The organism is Halorussus salilacus (assembly GCF_024138125.1).
GTDB classification, from domain to species: domain Archaea; phylum Halobacteriota; class Halobacteria; order Halobacteriales; family Haladaptataceae; genus Halorussus; species Halorussus salilacus.
In genome coordinates this window covers 1-17,169 of sequence record NZ_CP099993.1, presented here as the reverse complement: position 1 = coordinate 17,169, position 17,169 = coordinate 1, and the positions used below count along the sequence as shown (strand labels likewise).

21 protein-coding genes and 1 tRNA gene are annotated in these 17,169 nt (G+C 67.0%); 14 read left to right on the top strand and 8 right to left on the bottom strand.

Going from position 1 to position 17,169, the window contains the following annotated elements:
- Positions 1-39: 39 nt before the first annotated feature.
- Positions 40-624 carry a plastocyanin/azurin family copper-binding protein gene (locus NGM10_RS00110; protein ID WP_253480425.1) on the bottom strand — a complete coding sequence of 195 codons (585 nt, stop codon included), beginning with the start codon at positions 622-624 and terminating at the stop codon, positions 40-42.
- Between the two features lie 372 nt (positions 625-996).
- On the opposite strand from NGM10_RS00110, the gene NGM10_RS00105 reads away from it, so the two are divergent.
- Both NGM10_RS00105 and NGM10_RS00100 read left to right on the top strand, forming a co-directional pair.
- Positions 997-1,329 (top strand): HalOD1 output domain-containing protein, encoded by a 333-nt coding sequence (locus NGM10_RS00105; RefSeq protein WP_253480422.1) that lies wholly within the window; start codon positions 997-999, stop codon positions 1,327-1,329.
- A gap of 12 nt (positions 1,330-1,341) precedes the next feature.
- Entirely contained in the window at positions 1,342-1,947 is a 606-nt protein-coding gene (locus NGM10_RS00100) for a DUF7504 family protein (protein ID WP_253480419.1), read from the top strand.
- Here the strand turns inward: NGM10_RS00100 and NGM10_RS00095 are convergent.
- Positions 1,935-2,570 (bottom strand): IS6 family transposase, encoded by a 636-nt coding sequence (locus NGM10_RS00095; protein WP_253480417.1) that lies wholly within the window; start codon positions 2,568-2,570, stop codon positions 1,935-1,937. The two genes, NGM10_RS00100 and NGM10_RS00095, sit on opposite strands and share 13 nt — an antisense overlap.
- 102 nt (positions 2,571-2,672) lie before the next feature.
- On the opposite strand from NGM10_RS00095, the gene NGM10_RS00090 reads away from it, so the two are divergent.
- Positions 2,673-3,158, top strand: coding sequence for a protein-tyrosine phosphatase family protein (locus NGM10_RS00090; protein ID WP_253480415.1), 486 nt, complete (start codon positions 2,673-2,675; stop codon positions 3,156-3,158).
- 59 nt (positions 3,159-3,217) lie between these two features.
- Complete coding sequence (locus NGM10_RS00085; RefSeq protein ID WP_253480414.1) at positions 3,218-3,850, top strand: uracil-DNA glycosylase; 633 nt, start codon at positions 3,218-3,220, stop codon at positions 3,848-3,850.
- Here the strand turns inward: NGM10_RS00085 and NGM10_RS00080 are convergent, their stop codons facing one another.
- Positions 3,851-4,051, bottom strand: a complete 201-nt coding sequence (locus NGM10_RS00080) for a hypothetical protein (RefSeq protein WP_253480413.1) — start codon at positions 4,049-4,051, stop codon at positions 3,851-3,853. It lies immediately after the preceding gene.
- Positions 4,052-4,163: 112 nt separating this feature from the next.
- Here NGM10_RS00080 and NGM10_RS00075 point away from each other — a divergent pair, with 112 nt between their 5' ends.
- The gene (locus NGM10_RS00075; RefSeq protein WP_253480412.1) at positions 4,164-4,922 is read left to right on the top strand and encodes a TIGR04282 family arsenosugar biosynthesis glycosyltransferase; all 759 of its coding nucleotides are present in this window, start codon (positions 4,164-4,166) and stop codon (positions 4,920-4,922) included.
- A gap of 6 nt (positions 4,923-4,928) precedes the next feature.
- Here the strand turns inward: NGM10_RS00075 and NGM10_RS00070 are convergent, their stop codons facing one another.
- A complete protein-coding gene (locus tag NGM10_RS00070; RefSeq protein ID WP_253480411.1) occupies positions 4,929-5,759 on the bottom strand; it encodes an alpha/beta hydrolase in 831 nt (276 codons plus the stop codon).
- Between the two features lie 446 nt (positions 5,760-6,205).
- On the opposite strand from NGM10_RS00070, the gene NGM10_RS00065 reads away from it, so the two are divergent.
- A tRNA-Ser gene (locus tag NGM10_RS00065) sits at positions 6,206-6,288 on the top strand.
- Between the two features lie 42 nt (positions 6,289-6,330).
- Here NGM10_RS00065 and NGM10_RS00060 read toward each other — a convergent pair.
- Positions 6,331-6,765 (bottom strand): GNAT family N-acetyltransferase, encoded by a 435-nt coding sequence (locus NGM10_RS00060; RefSeq protein ID WP_253480409.1) that lies wholly within the window; start codon positions 6,763-6,765, stop codon positions 6,331-6,333.
- A gap of 149 nt (positions 6,766-6,914) precedes the next feature.
- On the opposite strand from NGM10_RS00060, the gene NGM10_RS00055 reads away from it, so the two are divergent.
- Positions 6,915-7,235 carry a DUF5785 family protein gene (locus tag NGM10_RS00055; RefSeq protein ID WP_253480407.1) on the top strand — a complete coding sequence of 107 codons (321 nt, stop codon included), beginning with the start codon at positions 6,915-6,917 and terminating at the stop codon, positions 7,233-7,235.
- A 1-nt stretch (position 7,236) separates the two neighbouring features.
- On the opposite strand, the gene udk is transcribed toward NGM10_RS00055, so the two are convergent.
- Positions 7,237-8,043: a uridine kinase gene (gene udk, locus NGM10_RS00050; RefSeq protein WP_253480405.1), complete on the bottom strand. Its 807-nt coding sequence runs from the start codon at positions 8,041-8,043 to the stop codon at positions 7,237-7,239.
- Positions 8,044-8,121: 78 nt separating this feature from the next.
- A complete protein-coding gene (locus NGM10_RS00045; protein ID WP_253480404.1) occupies positions 8,122-8,466 on the bottom strand; it encodes a hypothetical protein in 345 nt (114 codons plus the stop codon).
- A gap of 150 nt (positions 8,467-8,616) precedes the next feature.
- Here NGM10_RS00045 and NGM10_RS00040 point away from each other — a divergent pair, with 150 nt between their 5' ends.
- The 7 genes from NGM10_RS00040 (at position 8,617) to NGM10_RS00010 (ending at position 15,386) form a co-directional block, all read left to right on the top strand.
- Positions 8,617-9,378, top strand: a complete 762-nt coding sequence (locus NGM10_RS00040; protein WP_253480402.1) for a GTP cyclohydrolase III — start codon at positions 8,617-8,619, stop codon at positions 9,376-9,378.
- Between the two features lie 129 nt (positions 9,379-9,507).
- Entirely contained in the window at positions 9,508-10,116 is a 609-nt protein-coding gene (locus tag NGM10_RS00035) for a CBS domain-containing protein (RefSeq protein WP_253480400.1), read from the top strand.
- Positions 10,117-10,298: 182 nt separating this feature from the next.
- Complete coding sequence (locus NGM10_RS00030) at positions 10,299-11,735, top strand: branched-chain amino acid ABC transporter permease (RefSeq protein WP_253480398.1); 1,437 nt, start codon at positions 10,299-10,301, stop codon at positions 11,733-11,735.
- Between the two features lies 1 nt (position 11,736).
- Positions 11,737-13,443, top strand: coding sequence for a branched-chain amino acid ABC transporter permease (locus NGM10_RS00025; protein WP_253480397.1), 1,707 nt, complete (start codon positions 11,737-11,739; stop codon positions 13,441-13,443).
- A 46-nt stretch (positions 13,444-13,489) separates the two neighbouring features.
- A complete protein-coding gene (locus NGM10_RS00020) occupies positions 13,490-13,639 on the top strand; it encodes a hypothetical protein (RefSeq protein ID WP_253480395.1) in 150 nt (49 codons plus the stop codon).
- Entirely contained in the window at positions 13,636-14,646 is a 1,011-nt protein-coding gene (locus NGM10_RS00015) for an ABC transporter ATP-binding protein (protein ID WP_253480393.1), read from the top strand. Before NGM10_RS00020 ends, NGM10_RS00015 begins: the two co-directional genes overlap by 4 nt.
- A gap of 2 nt (positions 14,647-14,648) precedes the next feature.
- A complete protein-coding gene (locus NGM10_RS00010; RefSeq protein ID WP_253480391.1) occupies positions 14,649-15,386 on the top strand; it encodes an ABC transporter ATP-binding protein in 738 nt (245 codons plus the stop codon).
- A gap of 400 nt (positions 15,387-15,786) precedes the next feature.
- Here NGM10_RS00010 and NGM10_RS00005 read toward each other — a convergent pair whose 3' ends face one another.
- Complete coding sequence (locus NGM10_RS00005; protein ID WP_253480389.1) at positions 15,787-17,133, bottom strand: ABC transporter substrate-binding protein; 1,347 nt, start codon at positions 17,131-17,133, stop codon at positions 15,787-15,789.
- Between the last annotated feature and the right edge of the window lie 36 nt (positions 17,134-17,169).

Genomic DNA, 17,169 nt, shown 5'->3' with positions numbered 1-17,169 from the left:
GCCGGAAATCGAATCGCCCCGAAACGCGGCGTGGCGTCACTACGCAGAACTGTTGTTTTCCTCGCCGTTCCCGTCGCCGCCTTCTATCTCGACGTCGCCCTCCATCGTGGTGGGGTGGACCTCGCAGATGTAGGTCGCCATCTCCTCGCTGGCGGTGAACCGGACGGCCTGGACCGCGCCCTCCTCGGTGACGTTCTCGGTGGCGTCCACCAGCTCCTCCTCGGGGACCGTGGTCGCCGTCTCGTTGCCGTCGGTCTCGTTGTCCCCCATCTCCGTCTCGTTCATCTCCGTCTCGTTACCCTCGGTCTGGTTCAGTTCCTCGAACTGGTCGGAGCCGAAGTCGTCGAGAACCTGCAGGACCTGCAGGTTCTCGCCCTCGGAGTCCCGTATCGCGACGTTGTGGGGCTGTCCGTCGACGTTCACCCACGCCAGCGTGTAGGTCGTTCCGGCTTCGAGCGCGAGCGTCGGGTTGTCCTCGGCGTCGTCGGCCGACTCGTCGCCGGGCAGACGGTACGGTATCCACCCCGGCGTGTTGCCGCCGAGCAGGATGTACTCTTCGCCGTCGTCCTGTGCGAGTACCGCGACGTTCAAACTCGCCGCGGCACCGACTGCGGCCGTCGCCATCAGAAAGCGACGGCGCGATGTATTGCGTGTCATGAAACCCCCAGCGAATCGAGTCCCGCGAGAGAGGTAAAGGGGACCCATCGTTGCGAGGTTGAACCTTTCGTAACGGGGAGTTCGCTCTCGACACCGCTCGTTGGAGTCGGGCAACCGGACTTTACCGAACGACGCGGTACGGAGCTATCGGAGTAGGTCTCACTTATCCGCGGATTCGAACCGGGAGGGCGCCGCCGAGCGTCCTCCCGGCGATTACGAGGGCCTTCTCTCGGCGGTCACACAGCCGTGTCCAAACACCCACAACCCAATTATTTACAGAAATATTATGCACAAATTTATTCCTGATGAAGACGTAACGTCACACGAGGTTGGGAACTCATGTCAAAGAGCTACGGGGGCAACGGAGCCGACGAGGGGGCGGAACTGACCGAAGCGTGCGAACGGTCGGGGGTCTATCGCGCACGCCACGACCCCGACGGCCCGCTGGCGCTCAGCGAGACGATCATCGAGGTCGTGGCCGAAATCGCGGGCATCGACCCGACCCGGACCGTCGTTCCGCTGGGCGAGCGAATCGACCCGGACGCGCTCGACAGTCTGTTCACCGACGCCGAGGGTCAAGCGAGCGTGAGCTTCGAGGTGTGCGACCTCGCGGTCGTGGTCTGGAGCGACGGTCGCATCAGAATCAGTAACCGCTCGGTAGCCGACTCGTAGGGGAGACGAGCCGTGCCGAACACGAAACTGGTCCGGACGCGCGTCGGCGGCGACCCGCACGTCCTCGTCGTTCGGTCGTCGACCGACGACCCGACGCCGCTCGACCTCGCGGTAGCCGCCGACCCCGACGCCGTGCTCGCGGTCACGTTCGGCGACTCGGACCGGCTCTTCGGGGCGTGGCGCGAGCGGGCCGACCGACAGCCGCGCGACGTGGGCGTCGTGGAAGTGGGTAGCACGATGCGCTCCGCGGGCGCGGTCGCCGCGCCCGCGGCCGGACCGGTCGTCTCGGGCGTCCCCGACCCGAGCGACCTCGCGGCGGTACGCGACGCGATGGCGAGCTACCTCGACGCGTGGCCCGCCCGCGGTCGGACGGTGGCGTACGTCGACTCGGTGACCGCGCTGCTCGCCCGGGCGGGCGTCGACGCCGCGACGGAGTTCCTCTCCGCGGCGTTCCGACTGCTCGGCGAGCGCGACGCGGCGGGCTACTTCCCCCTGACTCCCTCGGCCTGCGACCGCGCGGCGGTTCGAGCGGTCGGGGCGCTGTTCGACACCGTTGTCGAGTGCGTCGACCCCGACGACGAGGTGAACGACGAATCGGGCATTGTTCAGATTAGCTGATTCCATGCGAAGGCGAAGGTTTGCAACCAATTTTCGGCGGAGCGGTGGGTCGCGTGGCGGAAATGATTGGCGAATTGTTTGGTTCGGCGTTTTAGTTCTTTGAAAACACGTTCGACGCTGTTCCGATTTCCGTGGCGAACATACTGAAATCGGAGGTTTTTCTCGAAGAGTGCGGCCTGTAACCACGGTGCGCCATCGACGAGAAACACCGCGTCACCGACGCGGTGTTTCTCTTGCAATTCGGTGAGAAACTGCTTCGTCACAACGATAGTTCGTGTCGGATAGAGCTTGACGTGGAGGAATTCGTTAGTTTCGGGATCGACGGCGGCGTACAGCCAGTAGCGTTGATTGTTGAGTTGAATCACCGTTTCATCGACCGCAACGTGATTCGGGCTTTTGCCGTCAGTCGGCTGTAGATCGGCTTTCTGCACCCAATTGTGGATAGTGGAGCGACACCGTTTGACACCGAACTTCTCTAAGATAGAAACAGTATCCGAGAGTGATAATCCGGCCGCATGCAGGTGGATACTGAGCTTCATCAGCGGCTCCGGTGTCGCTTCTCGCTCCACAAACTCTAACTCGATCCAGTCGCTACATTCGTTGAGGCGGCTGAATTCTGGCATAGACCACTACGAATTCGACCGCCTCATCCTTCAACGCTTATCTGAACAGTGCCGACGAATCGGACCGCAAGCGTTAGTATCCATCGACCGGATTCGAGGGACGTGAACGCCGACGAGACGCCCGGAGACGCCGACTCGCCCGAGGTGTTCGTCCGGCCGTTCGGCCACGTCGCCGACCGGCCGGTCGTCCGGCGAATCGGCGACCGCGACCTCCACCTCGGGAACGGACCGGCGGCCGACCCCGGGGCCCACGACCGGCGCTTCGAGTACGTCCTGTCGGTGAGCCGCGGCGAGCGGGGGCTGACGACCCACCACCGGCCGCTGGTGGACGGCGACGACGCCGACTGGACCGCGTTCGAGTCGGCGGTCGACGCCGCCCGCCGACTCGTGCGACGGGACGGGTCGGTGCTGATACACTGTCGGGCCGGAATCTCGCGGAGCGCCGCGGTCGTCGCGGCGACGCTCGCCGCCGAGGAGTCGCTTGCGTTCCGCGACGCGCTCGGCGTCGTCCACGCGGCCCGGCCCCACGCGATGCCACATCCCCGGCTCCACGAACTGGCGGTGACCTATCTGGCCGCTCGCGGGTAGGCCGAGGACTCCGGCGCGCTCCGACCGGTTTTTACCGGGCGAGACCCACGGTACCGACGATGGACGCCAACCAGCGGACCCGCGCGAACCCCTTCGGCATGGACGCCGACTGCCGGAACTGCCCGGCGCTGTGCGAGACCCGCCAGCGCGTCGTCCACGGTTACGGCGACGTGGGCGCGGACTTCCTGTTCGTCGGCGAGGCCCCGACCGAGGGGGCCGACCAGACGGGCGTACCGTTCACGGGTGACGAGCGCGGCGAGCAGTTTCAGGACGTGCTGGGTCGGCTCGGGCTCAACGAGTCGCTACCGAGCGACGACCGACCCGAACTGGAAAACGCCTTCGTGACCTACCTCGCGCGGTGTCGCCATCCCGAGCGGTCGCCCACCGACGGGGAGGTCGCCACCTGCGAACCCTACCTCAACGCCGAGATACGGATGATAAACCCCGAGATTCTGGTTCCGGTGGGCGAGCGCGCGCTCCGCGAGATAGCGGCCGAGTACACCACCGCATCCGCCGAGGAGTTCGAGATTGACGAGGTCCACGCGACCACGATTCGGGGCCGGGGGTTCGAACTCGTGCCGATGGCCGACCCCGAGACGATGTCCGACGAGCGCAGGGAGGCGTTCCTCGACCACTTCCTCGGGCTGATGGACCGAGACTACCGCCAGACGAAGGGTCGGCGGGGGCGATAGTCACCAGTACGGCGTCGAGAGCCACCGCGGGGGGCGCGCGCCCCACTGGGTCACCGCGAGCACCGCGAAGACGAGCATGGCGGCCACCGCGAGGGCCGCCGGACTCGTGACGGCGGCGCGAACGAGTCGGACCGTCCCGCCGACCGCGACGAACGCAACGCAGGCCACGGTCAGGGCGGCGAGGGGTTTCCACCAGTCCATGCTCGGAGCGACGGCGTCGAGCGACAAAAAGGTGGGCTCGCCGAGTTCGCCCGCCCCGCGGGGTCGCGACCGAATGGCGACTTTCAAGGCCGCGGAAGACGGAAGTCAGGGCATGACAGTTCTCGCGGTCTTCGCCGACCCGCCCCGTCCCGGACTCGCACTCCCGGAGCTACCCGAGTCGTCGCCGGTCTCCGAGCGGGAGGCGGCCGACCTCTACGCCGCCGCGCTGAAGGACACCCTCGCCGCGGTCGAGCGCAGCGGGGGCGAACTCCTGATCAACTACCGGCCCGACGACCTCATCGCGCCCGAGCACGAGGGCGACCGGAGCGCGGAGGCCGAGGTCCGGGCGCTCGCGGCCGACGCGCTCGACGACCCCGACGACGCCCGGTTCGAGGTGCAGGTCGGCTCGACCTTCTCAGCGCGCGCGGGCAACACCGTAACCCACCTGCTCGAACGCGAGGGGGTCCGGTCGGCGGCGGTCGTCCCGGGCACCGCGCCGACCCTGACGCGAAAGGAGGTAGACAGCGCCGCGATGAAGCTCCGGCGCAACGAGGTCGTCGTCGGCCCGAGCGAGCGCGGCGGGGCGTACTTCGCGGGGTTCACCACCGCGGAACTCGACTTCGAGGACGCCTACGCCGCCCCGGCGGTCGAGACGCTGACGACTCGCGCCGTCGACGCGGGCCACGAGGTCGAGTTCCTCCCGTCGATGGCCGAGGTCCGGACCGGCGCGGACCTGCTGTCGCTGGTCCCGGTCCTGAACGCCCGGGCCAGAGCGGGCCGAATCGTGCCCGAGCACACCGCGAGCCTGCTCCGCGAGTGGGGGCTTCGCGTGGTCGAGGGGGAAGACGGCCCGGAACTGGTCCGGGAGTAGACAGTCTCACCGGTTCGCCGCCAGCGTCCACGACTCTCGGGGGATGGGTTGCAGAGGCCCGTCCTTCCCGTCTCCGCCGATGCTCCGCGACTGCCCGCTATCGAGGTGGTCTCGCGCCCAAGAGACGAGGACTTCGGCGAGTCGCCGATGCGCCTCGTCGTACGAAAGCGGCGCACGCGAATCCCCCCGTTGGCCACGATACGACCCGAACTGCGTGTGGTTCATCCCCCTGATTTCGTGGAACGTCGCGTTCGGCGGGAGGCGAGTTCGGCCTGCACGGTAGTTCTCGCGGTCGAGGACGGTATCCGCACTCCCGGTGACGCTGAGAACCGCCAGCGACTGGTCGCTCACGTCGCCGTTGCAGTAGGAGGCCAACAGGACGAGTCCCCGAACGTCGCCCGGGTTGGAGTCGGTGTACTGACAGGCCGCGACACCGCCGAGCGAGTGCCCGCCGACGGCCCACGTTCGAATGTGGGGATGGCTGGTCCGTATCGACTCGGCGGCATCGGGGTCGAGGAGTGCTACGTTGAGGGGCATCGTCGGGACGAACACGGTGACGTTCGCCCGCGTCACCAGCGGTGCGAGCGCGCGATAGTAGGCGTCCGGAGCGACGCGCGCGCCGGGATAGAACACGAGTCCCGTGGTCGAGTTCGTCTCTGTCGGCGAGAGCACTCCCACACCATCCGCTGACGAGACCGAAATCCGCGGGTCGTCTTGGACCGATCGGACCGACGACGTGTGTCCCTGTTGGGGAAACGAAAAATAGACGGCCACACCACTCACCGCGATCAGCAGGACCGCGAGCGCGACCGCCACACCCCGTTTCCATTGGTGCATACGCAGGAGTGGTCGGGCCGCCGTGAAAGCGTTGTCCGTCCCGGGAACCGGTCTCGTCGCCCGGGGAGCATTCGACGGGGCGGGCGAACGTAGTCTGGCAAGCACTACAAATGGTGGGTACGGCGGTCGGACCAGCGTTCGGATACGTGCGAGGCGGTCGCGCTTCGGTCGCTCCACGATTAGAAACAACCGCCGTTAGCCCCAACTCTCCGGTTCTCGATACCTTCCGGGTGTGATGCTCCCGCCCCGCAGGACGTCACGCGCCGAGATGAGAACGATACCTTCAACTTTCTCGCACGCAGACATGGCAATACACCCCGATGGTGGCGATTTAGACCGTTCCGGGTTCGTTCAAGCGAGCTTCGATGGATTGAGTCGCCGTCATGGATTCACGGTTCGAAGCTGTGAAATCGCGTCACGGTCTCGGGGTGATGAAGGCCACTGAGGGTGGGATGGCAGAGCGGCCTATTGCGCCTGCCTTGAAAGCAGGTGGCGTCATGCCTCATGGGTTCAAATCCCATTCCCACCGCATTCTCCGACGGACGAACCGTGAGCAGTCGGTCTGTTCGCTTCATTCGTGCTTGTACACCATCCTCACTAGCTCCTCTTCGCCGCCCTCCGGAACTTCGAACTCCGGACCGAACAGTTCGAAGCCGACCGACTCGTAGAAGGGGACCAGCCCCTCCCGGCAGAGTAGCGAGAGGCCCGGAAGCGCCTGCAAATCCGGATGCTCAACGAGCGCGTCCACGAGCTCCTCGCCGAACCCCTCGCCGCGGCGGTCGGCCGCGACGATGACGTCGTAGACGGTGGCGTAGTACCGGTAATCGGTCAGGACGCGCGCCGACGCCACGAGGTCGCCGTCGTCCTCGACGCCGACCGCGACCTCCGTGTCGGCCAGCGCCTCGCGGACGGTGGCTTCGTCGCGGTCGGCCCACCACTCGTACTCCTCGTAGAGGGCGGTCAGTTCCGGGGCGTCGTCGGGGGTGAGGTCTCGGGTCGTCGTCATACCGTGCGATGGGACACCCGGCCGAAAACAGTTTTCGACGGTGTGCGAGTGGATGACATCGAGCGGCGCGCGGCGTTCCACACCGGAACGCCGCGCGGCGAAACGACGAGAGAGAAACCCTTTTGGGACCCCTGACCGACGAATCGAGTATGGACTGGCCCCACGACCCCGACGGCGAAGAGGGAAGCGAAGGCGGGCGCAAGTACGGCATGGCGGTCCTCGCCAAGAAACTCGACGAGGAGGAGGACTTCCCGCTCGCGAGGGAGGAGTTCGTCGAGGAACACGCCGACGAGCCGGTGCGCATCAACTACCAGCGCGTCGTGAGCGTCGCCGACATCTTCGAGTACGTCGACCAGGACGAGTTCGAGGACATCGTCGACTTCCACAAGGCGGTCGGGCGCGGGATGCGCGCTGGCGGCTTCTGGGACTACCACCCGAAGGGCGAGAACCCCGAGAAGAAGAGCGCCTGAGTCAGTCGAACGACTCGCCGAACCGACCGTTCTCCCCGTTCTCTCCGTCTCCGCCGCTCTTTTCGCCCTCTCTGTCCTCTCCGCCCTCCCCGCCGGGATTCGTGACGCCCGTGCTCGCGTCGGTCATCGCGTAGCGGCCCCGCTGCTCGCGTTCGACGCCCTCGTCGCCGAGTCGCCACGCCGACCCCGAGTCGGTGTAGGTCTCGGCGCGGACCTTCTCCTCCAGCAGGCCGACCGCGACCGCGTTGGCCCCCTCGGGGATGATGATGTCGGCGCGCTTCTTGGTGGGCGCGACGAACTGCTCGTGCATCGGCTTGACCGTCGAGAGGTACTGGTCGATGACGCCCTCCAGGTCGCGCTCGCGCTCGACCACGTCGCGCTCGATGCGCCGGAGGATGCGCACGTCGGCGTCGGTCTCGACGTACACCCGGAGGTCGAGCATCTCGTTCAGTTCCTCGTCGTAGAGCGCGAAGATGCCCTCCAGCACGATGACGTCGGTCGGCTCGACGGTCCGGGTCTCGTCCTTTCGATTGTGTATCGAGAAGTCGTACTGGGGCATCTCGATGGGCTGGCCCGACAGCAGGGTGTCCATGTGCTCGCGCAGGAGACCCCACTCGAACGCCGAGGGGTGGTCGTAGTTGACCTCCGCCCGCTCCTCGAAGTCCATGTGCGAGAGGTCCTCGTAGTAGTTGTCCATCGGGATGCGCGTGACCGAGTCCTCGACCTCCTCGGTGATCTCGCGGGCGACCGTCGTCTTCCCGGCCCCGGTCCCACCGGCGATGCCGACGACGAAGGAGGGGATTGTCATTGGAAGGGTACAGGGCTGAGGGGGGTTTGAATCCCTCGGAATGGAATTCGGCGGTCCTTCGACCGTCCGCAGCAGTGGTCAGAAGGCGAGATCGAGTACAGCACCGGTCACGAACGAGATGGCGAACCACAGCACCAGCGCGCCGACTCCGGCCACCGAGAGAATCCCCAACTGTTTCACCGTAGAAACCTCGTACCAGTCGTCGGTGTCCATTCGAGCTACGACTGGCGGTAGGAACGCCGTTCCGAGGAACGCCCACGCGGCTAAGTGGAGGTGGCCGCCGATCCAGAAGAGTTCCAGTCTATCGTGCCAACCGAACTTGACCTGCGCCGCGACCATCACGTCCGTGACGAGGACGAGGACTGCTCCGATGGCGAGTCGCTGTTTCCAATCGAGCCGTCCCAAGTCCGAGAGTCCGACCATACGAACGTCCCACCCACCAAAAATAAATAAATTGTTATAACTGCGAACGGGAGAATCAACAGCGAATCGAACTCGGCACGTTTCCAATTCTGGAACACCTATCGCGATTAGGATAGCTTATAAGCCGTCGATTCCAAGCGCGAACCAACAGTGACGAACACGCAGGTCACCCTCGTTCAGATCGACAACTACGGCCCGTGGACAGTGACGCCCGAACCGCGCCGGGAGGTCGACCTCCAGACCCTCCAATCGCGGCTCTACGCCGACCTCTCCCAACTGGTCGGCAACCGCGAGGGGTACGTCTTCTTCACCCGATTCGACAACATGGTCGCGGTGACGAACGGGATGGACGACACCGACCACGCCATGATACAGGAGTCGGTCGGGAACCGCTACCCCGTGACCGTCAGCTTCGGGGTCGGCGTCGACCCCAGTCCGGTCGAGGCGCTCTCGGACGCGACCGCCCACCTGCAGGACGCCGGGAGCGCGCAGGACGACTCGCGCACCGAGATTCTTCGGGGCGCGACCCTCGACCCCGACGAGCGGACCGACGACGACGTGCAGATCGCCCACTTCGACGTGAACGACGCCACCGGAAAGTACACCGACCGGCTCAACGCCTTCGACTCGTTCATCCACATCGAGCAGGGCTACGCCGAGCTGATGCAGTACATGCGCCGGGCCCACGACGGCCTCTCCTTTTTCGTCGGCGGGGACAACGTCATCGCGGTGTGTCCGGACCTCGACGAACTCGCCTACGAGGACGCGATCCAGCACGTCAAGAACACCGTCGAGGTCGAACTCAAGGTCGGCGTCGGTCAGGCAGACACCCCCCAGACCGCGGGGATGGCGGCCAAGCACGCCCTCGAAGAGTGCCGCGAGGACGGCGACCGCGTGGTCATCGACCGCTGAACCGGGTCGGCTCTCCGACTCGAAACCCCCGGACGCCGCAGCGATTTCTGCTAACTTATGACGTAGGCGGGTCACGGTGATAAGTCTGCCGGGGATACCTTTTAGAACAACTGTGGCAATCTTTCGCACATGGAAGGCGAAGTGACAGTCAGGGACGTGATGTCCCGCGAATACGTCGGCGTGAGCGAGTCGGATACGGTCCTGGGCGCGGTGCGGTTGATGGACGACGACGGCGTCGGGAGCGTCGTCGTCCTCCGCGGCAGCGAGCCGGTCGGCATCATGACCGAGTCCGACGTACTCGCGCTCGTCGCCGACGAGGGCGACCCCACCGAGACGCCCGTCTCGGAGGTGATGTCCGAGCCCGTCATCTCGGTCGAGGCCGACCGGGGGCTGTCCGACGCCGCGGGGACGATGTCCCACGAGGACATCCGGCGGGTCCTCGTCACCGACGGGGACGAACTCGTCGGCGTCCTCGACGAGCGCGACGTCATCTCGGCTTCCGCGTCGCTGTCGGGCATGACGTCGCTCCGTGAGAACCCCTCCGGCGTCGGCGGCGAGCCCGTCGGCAACGCCCTCGTCGACGACAGGCGCGAACCCGAGATGACGGGGAGCGTCGTCGACGACGGCGACCGCGCCGAGTACTCCGACCGGAGCATCTGCGAGGCGTGCGGGACGCTGAGCCGGGAGCTGTCGAACGTGAACGGCCAGCTCATCTGCGTGGACTGCCGGGACGTGTGACCCCCAACTCGGGCGCTCGCGTTCCCCCGCCCTCGGAGCGCGCCGAATCCTGACTTCGGCGCTCGCGACCGCTTATCTTCCCGGCGGTGACGTGCGAAAAACCACAAGACAGAAATGGGTTCGCATCGCGAAGGTATTGTGTATGGGGGTTTGTAGCACGGTAACTCGTGGGGTGGGGAGTGGTGGTACCTAGCACGGAGCTGGCGAACGCCGTCGTCAACGGCCTCGTGACCGGGAGCATCGTCGCGCTCGGTGCCATCGGCCTGTCGCTGGTGTACAACATCGCCGAGGTGCCGAACTTCTCCCACGGGGAGTTCCTGATGCTCGGGGCGTACGTCGCGCTGTTCGTCAACCAACCCGACACCGTGCCGGTGTTCGAGGCGCTGGCAGACGCGCGGACCCTCGGCACCGCGGGGTACGTCGTCCTGTTCGCGCTCACGGTCGTGCCGGTCCTGTCGGCGGTGTCCCTCCTCGGCGGGACCGCGGCGCTGAAGGGGTCGTGGTGGCCCGGCGACCCCAACCCGGCGGTCGCGCTCGGGGCCCACGCGCTCGCGGCCGCAACGCTGGGCGCGGTCGTGGTGGTCGGGTTCCCCTCCATCTGGGCCGGACTGTTGCTCTCGGGCGCGATTCTGGCCGCGGTCGCTCCCCTGCTGGAGAAGGGCATCTTCCGGAAGTTCCGCGCGAAGGAGGCCTCGCTGGCGACGATGCTCATCGTCACGCTCGGGCTCTCGTTCGTGTTGCGGTTCGGGACGCAGGCCGTCTACGGCGGCGACGTCCGGACCTACGAGGTCCCCAGCGTCGGCAACGTGTTCGGCTACGAGGTCGGCCTCTCGGCCGCGAAGTTCTTCGACTTCTACGCGACGAGCGGCGGCGTGACCCTCGACGTGATCGACACCGCGCCCACGCCGCCCGAGTCGATGTTCGCCGCGACCTACTCGTGGGTCGCGGTCGCCGCCGTCCTCGCGGTCACGCTCGGGGCGGCGTACGCCGGGTACCGGTGGCGGCGGGGAGGCGACGAGTTCGGAGCCTCCCGGACCGTCGGGCCGAAGCTCGCCGCGAGCGCGCTCGGACTGGCCGGGTTCGTCGCGTCGCTGTTCCTGCTCGCCGGACCGGGGTCGGTCCCCGAGTCGGCGGCCTACTCGACGCGGGTCCGGCTGTCGGTGATGCGGGCGTCGGTCCTGTTCATCGCGGTGGGGATGATGGGGTCGCTTCACTTCCTGCTTCAGGAGACCAAACTCGGGACGGCGATGCGGGCGTCCAGCGACAACATCGACCTCGCGAAGATAACCGGCATCAACACCGACCGCGTGATGATGGCGACGTGGATAATCGCGGGGGCGTTCGCCGCCGTCGCTGGCGTGATGCTGGGTGTGCTGTTCAGCCAGCTCACGGTCAACATGGGATTCTTCCTCCTGCTCCCGATGTTCGCCGGAGTCATCCTCGGCGGGCTCCAGTCGGTGTACGGCGCGATTCTCGGGAGCTACGTCGTCGGTCTGTCGATGGACGTGGGCATCTACGCCATCCCGGGCGTCGGGTCGGTCTACCGAATCCCCATCGCGTTCGTCATCCTGTTCGTCGTCCTGCTCGTCAAACCGGAAGGAATCACGGGGGGGAGCTGACGTGGCGATATCGTCCAGTCTCGTCTCGCTGGGCACCCTCGTGGGCATCTACGCGATACTCGCGCTGGGGCTGAACGTCAAGTTCGGCTACACCGGCCTGCTCGACATCGGTCACGTCGCGTTCTACCTGGTCGGGGCGTACGTCACCGCCCTGCTGGTACTCGCTCCGGCCAGCGAACAGCAGTTCACCACCTACATCCTCGGACTGAACTGGCCGTGGCTCCCGGCCATCGGCGCGGCGACGGTGGCCGCCGGACTCCTCGGCATGCTGGTCGCGCTCCCCGCCATCCGGCTGCGCGAGGACTACCTCGCCATCGCGGTGCTCGGCATCTCGGTCATCCTCCAGCGAATCGTCCAGTCGGAGGGCTGGCTCGCCAACGGCCCGGGGTCGCTCCGGGGGTTCGAACAGCCGTTCCGCGACCACCTCCCGCTCCCCGGCGAGACGCTTCCGGCCGCCGCGCTCTTCGCGTTCGTCGTGTTCGTCCTCTGGACCGTCGCGACCTACGGCCTCGCGCGGGTCGGCGGGGATGTCGGGCCCGGGCCCGACATCCCCGCCGACCCCGGCGAGCGAACAGAAGCCGACGGCGGGGTCACCGCCGACCGGACCATCTCGGGGCCGGGCACTCGCGGGAAGGTCGTCGACGCCCTGCTCGCGCTGACGACGCTCGGCGTCGGGTACGTCGCGGCCCGCCGAGCGCGGGCCGCGACCGGCGAGGCCGAACGGCGCTCGCTCCTCGCCGCGGGCGGCCTGTTCGCGGTCGCCTCGGGCGTCGTGACCCTCCTCGCGTTCGAGTGGTGGCTCGGACTGGTCGCGTTCGCGGCCCTCGCCGTGGGGTTCTACGGTATCGAAGAGCGCTACGTCCTGCTCGGCGGCGCGGTCACCGCCACCGCGGCGTTCGCGGCGTCGCTTCTCGCGGGCGGGTCGGAGGTCGTCGCGTTCGTCTTCCTCGGGGCGTTCTCGCTGTTTACGTGGGTGTTCGGCGGCGTCGCCGCAGTCCGGCGGTACAGCGACCTCTCCGCCCGCGACTTCGCGCTCGCGCTGGGGCTGGCGGTCGCGTTCGTCGCCACCTTCGTCCCGCTCATCGCGCTCGGGAGCGGCGGGGGCGACCAGCGCAGTAGCGTCGGCCTCCTGCTGACGATGGGACTGCTCACGGCGTTCCTCTACGGCCTGTACTACCTCGGGTCGAACTGGAAGCGGTACCGCTCGGAGTCGCGTGCGGGGTTCGTCAGACTCGTCGGCGTCGGCGCGCTCTGGCTGTTCGTCATCCGGTACTTCGTGGTGGCGAACGTTCCGCCACTGCGCAGCGGCGGCCTGAGCGCGGCCGCGTCCAACACCGTCCAGAACCTGCTGTGGCTCCTCCAGTTCCAGCCCGACGGCGCGGTGTTCGACTACTCGCGGTTCCTGCTGGTGCTGACGATGGCGTCGCTCGCGCTGGTGTACTTCCTCGCGGAGCGCACGGTCGACTCGCCGTTCGGGCGCGTGCTGAAGGCCATCCGCGAGGACGAGGACGTGGCGACCTCGCTCGGGAAGAACACCTTCGCCTACAAGGTCCAGGGCATGGTTCTGGGGTCGGCGATAGCCGGATTCGCCGGGGGACTGACCGCCATCTACTTCCAGAGTCTGGTCCACACGATGTTCGCGCCCCGGGTGACGTTCATCGCGTTCCTCATCCTCATCATCGGCGGCACCGCCAACAACAGGGGATGATACTCGGGCGGTCATCTACTGGGCGTTCCAGAAGGCGACCGCCGACGTGGCGGCGTTCTTCCCGACCGCCGCCCAGTCGCGGGTCCAGGCGCTCCGGCTCGCGTTCATCGGCGCGTTGCTCATCGTCATCCTCTACTACCGCCCCGAGGGGCTGTGGGGCGAGAAGCGGACCGTCGCGGAGGTGTCTGAGGAATGAGCGAACCCGTAGAAACCGAACGCACGCCCGAGACGCACGGCACCGGGGAACCGATACTCGAAGTCGAGGACCTGCGCAAGACGTTCGGCGGCATCACCGCGGTCGACGGGGCGACGTTCGAGGTCGAGGAGGGGACCATCACCGGCCTCATCGGCCCGAACGGTGCCGGGAAGACCACGACGTTCAACCTCATCAGCGGCTTCTACAGGCCAGACGACGGCGGCGTTCGCTACCGGGGGACCGACCTCCAGGAGATAATGCGCCCGAGCGGAACCGAGCAGGGCATCTGGATGGGCGCGTCCGGACTCAGCTTCGGCGGCGCGGGCGTCGCCGCGGCGGCGGCTGCCGGGGTCTCCACGGTCGGACTCGGCGTTGGCGCAGTCGTCGGCGCGGGGCTGGGAGCCGGAGTCTATCAGGCCCAAGAGCGGGTCAAATCCGACCTGCTCGACCACGAGTACAGTCGGCCGTTCCGGGTGTCGAAGGCCGGACTCTCCCGGACGTTCCAGATCACCCGCGAGCTACAGGGGATGACCGTGCTGGAGAACCTGATGCTCGCGCCTCAGGACCAGCGGGGCGAGCGCATCGCCAACGCGTGGTTCCGGCGGAGCGCGGTCGCGGCGGAGGAAGACGAGGTCCGCGAGCGCGCGGTCGAGATGCTGGAGTTCCTCGAACTCGACCACCTCGCCAACGAGTACGCGGGCAACCTCTCGGGCGGCCAGCGCAAACTGCTCGAACTGGGTCGCGTGCTGATGACCGACCCGGACCTCATCCTGCTCGACGAACCGGTCGCCGGGGTCAACCCCGCGCTGACCGAGAAGCTACTGGAGCGAATCGAGAGCCTGCGCGAGCGGGGCTACACGTTCTGCATCGTCGAACACGACATGGAGGTCATCATGAACCTGAGCGACACCGTCATCGTCATGGACCAAGGCAAGAAGCTGATGGAAGGGACCCCCGAGGAAGTCCAGAGCGACCAGCGCGTCGTCGACGCGTATCTGGGGGGATAGAGATGGCGCTACTCGAAGCCCGCGACGTGGTCTCGGGATACGGTGACGCCCAGATTCTCCACGGCGTCTCGATGAACGTCCGCAACGACGAGATCGTCTGCATCATCGGGCCGAACGGGGCCGGAAAGTCCACGCTCATGAAGGCCGTCTTCGGCCTCATCGACTGCTGGGAGGGGTCGGTCGCCTTCGACGGCGCAGACATCACCGGCCACCGGCCCGACGAGATCACCCGCGAGGGGATGTGCTACGTCCCCCAGACCGACAACGTCTTTCCGAACCTCACGGTCCGGGAGAACCTCGAGATGGGCGCGTACATCCTCGACGACGTTCCCGAGCGCGCCCTCGACGAGGTGTTCGCACGGTTCCCCATCCTCGAAGAGCGCCGGAACCAGAAGGCCGGGACCATGTCGGGCGGCCAACAGCAGATGCTGGCGATGGGCCGCGGTCTGATGGTCGACCCGGCCCTGATGCTGGTCGACGAACCCTCCGCGGGACTCGCGCCCGACCTCGTCGACGAGGTGTTCGAGAAGATACTCGCGATAAACGAGTCGGGCACCGCGGTCCTGATGGTCGAGCAGAACGCCCGGAAGGCCCTGCGCAACTCCGACCGGGGCTACGTGCTGGAGATGGGCGAGAACCGGTTCGAGGACACCGGCGCGGCCCTGCTGGAGAACGACGAGGTCATTGACCTCTATCTGGGTGGCGGTGGCGGAACGAGCGGCGAAGCGGCAGGGGACTAGACTCGCGCGACCGAGTCGCGTCGTTTGGGGCTCAGCCCTCTCGGGTTAGTCGGACTGGCGGTCACGGGGTAGGGGCGGGGGCGTCGCCCGCGGTGCGGGCGACGCCCCCGCCTGTTCGACACTGCCGACTGACTCGCCGACTATCTGCCCGAAACCGCGCGAGGCGTCCGGTCCGGATTGGTCCCGGCTTCCGATTTAAACCCTCGCAAATTCTCGGTCGGTGGGCCCACGGGCGCGCGAAGCGCGCGAGAGGAGTAAGAGTATAGACGCGAGCGCGGCGCAGTCGACAGTAGAAATACAGACGCGAGCGCGGCGCAGTCGCCGAGCGACCGCGCCGCGCCGTCGCTGACTCGGCCGGAAACGCGGGACCGAACCGTCGAGAGACGGGCGTCGGCGAGTGCTACTCCGTCGTCGTCTCCTGACCGCCGTTCCCGCCCGAGAGCTGTCCGCGGAAGAAGCTCCGCGGGATGGTCTCCAGACTCTCGGTCGAGCCGTCGTCTTGGACCTGCAGGATGGCGAACTGGTTGAGCGGTTCGAGGTTCTCGTTGAGGTTGACGGGACTCGACGCGCCCTGGTAGTTGATGTCCTCGCCGTCGGCGATGAGTTCCTTCGCGCGGTCGAACTCCCCGACGGTGACGACCGACCCCGAGGGGGTCTCCTCGGCGGTCGCAGTTTCGGTCTCGGTTGCCATCGCTCCCGCTTCGGGCCGCGAGACCGACCGGATGTTCTCGGCGATGGCGGTGGCGCTGGCCTCGCCTCCCTGCTCGATGGCGAGCGCCATCAGGAACAGCGCGTCGTAGGCGTGGGGCGCGAACAGGGTGTTGGCGTCGCCGATCTTCTCCTCGAAGGCGTCGGCCCCATCGGTCTGCTCGGGGTCGGGCGAGGCGACGTACATCCCGGCCGTGATGTCGCTGAGTTCCTGGAGGAACTCCGCGGAGTTGAGCCCCTCGCTGAGGACCCACTCGCCGCCGTAGCCCCCATTCGACCACTGTTCGAGGATGGTCCGGCCGTTCCCGGGATAGCCGACGAACCCGACCGCGTCGGGGTCGCCAGCGAACACCGAGTCGAGCGTCGAGGTGTAGTCGGTCGCCTGCGGGTCGTAGGCGACCATCTCTGTGGTCTCGCCCTCGAAGGCGTCGCTGGCGTTCTGGGCGAGTCCCTCGCCGTAGGGGTTCGCGACGTGGAGGAAGGCGGCGGTGTCCGCGCCGACGTAGTCGTCCTCGTTGAGGATCTGGCCCATCACGATGCCCTGCTGGGCGTCGTTGGGCGCGGTCCGCGCGAAGTACTTGACCGTCTCGTCCTCGTTGTACCCGATGTTGGCGAGCACCGGGGTGGTGCTGGCGTTGCTCACCTGCATCACCTCGTCGTCGGCGACCTGTTGGGCCAGCGGCACCGACACGCCGCTGGAGGCCGCGCCGACGAAGCCGATGATGTTGTCCTCGTTGACCAGCGTCTGGTACTGCTGTATCGCCTGGTCTGGCACGGTCTGGCTGTCGGTGTTGTTGATCTCGATCTCCCGGTCGAGCGGTCCGCCCGCGTCGTTTACGTCCTGGACCGCGAGATTGACCGCTTCCTGCATCCCGCTCCCGTACGCGCTGAGCTCGCCCGTAATCGGCAGAATCGACCCCATCTGGATGGGGCCGTCCTGCGCGCCCGCCGAGGTCGGGACGCCGACCAACCCGGCCACCCCCGCGGCCGTCGTGGCTCTGAGCACGCTCCGTCGCGTCGTTCGATAGTTCTCTGACATCTCCGACGTATGGGACGACGAGGAATATAATAAAAT

Coding starts and splice junctions, on each gene's coding strand:
- NGM10_RS00110 (WP_253480425.1), bottom strand. CDS start 624: ATGGCGACGGCCGCAGTCGGTGCCGCGGCGAGTTTGAACGTCGCGGTA.
- NGM10_RS00105 (WP_253480422.1), top strand. CDS start 997: ATGTCAAAGAGCTACGGGGGCAACGGAGCCGACGAGGGGGCGGAACTG.
- NGM10_RS00095 (WP_253480417.1), bottom strand. CDS start 2,570: ATGCCAGAATTCAGCCGCCTCAACGAATGTAGCGACTGGATCGAGTTA.
- NGM10_RS00085 (WP_253480414.1), top strand. CDS start 3,218: ATGGACGCCAACCAGCGGACCCGCGCGAACCCCTTCGGCATGGACGCC.
- NGM10_RS00080 (WP_253480413.1), bottom strand. CDS start 4,051: ATGGACTGGTGGAAACCCCTCGCCGCCCTGACCGTGGCCTGCGTTGCG.
- NGM10_RS00075 (WP_253480412.1), top strand. CDS start 4,164: ATGACAGTTCTCGCGGTCTTCGCCGACCCGCCCCGTCCCGGACTCGCA.
- NGM10_RS00070 (WP_253480411.1), bottom strand. CDS start 5,759: ATGCACCAATGGAAACGGGGTGTGGCGGTCGCGCTCGCGGTCCTGCTG.
- NGM10_RS00060 (WP_253480409.1), bottom strand. CDS start 6,765: ATGACGACGACCCGAGACCTCACCCCCGACGACGCCCCGGAACTGACC.
- NGM10_RS00055 (WP_253480407.1), top strand. CDS start 6,915: ATGGACTGGCCCCACGACCCCGACGGCGAAGAGGGAAGCGAAGGCGGG.
- udk (WP_253480405.1), bottom strand. CDS start 8,043: ATGACAATCCCCTCCTTCGTCGTCGGCATCGCCGGTGGGACCGGGGCC.
- NGM10_RS00045 (WP_253480404.1), bottom strand. CDS start 8,466: ATGGTCGGACTCTCGGACTTGGGACGGCTCGATTGGAAACAGCGACTC.
- NGM10_RS00035 (WP_253480400.1), top strand. CDS start 9,508: ATGGAAGGCGAAGTGACAGTCAGGGACGTGATGTCCCGCGAATACGTC.
- NGM10_RS00015 (WP_253480393.1), top strand. CDS start 13,636: ATGAGCGAACCCGTAGAAACCGAACGCACGCCCGAGACGCACGGCACC.
- NGM10_RS00010 (WP_253480391.1), top strand. CDS start 14,649: ATGGCGCTACTCGAAGCCCGCGACGTGGTCTCGGGATACGGTGACGCC.
- NGM10_RS00005 (WP_253480389.1), bottom strand. CDS start 17,133: ATGTCAGAGAACTATCGAACGACGCGACGGAGCGTGCTCAGAGCCACG.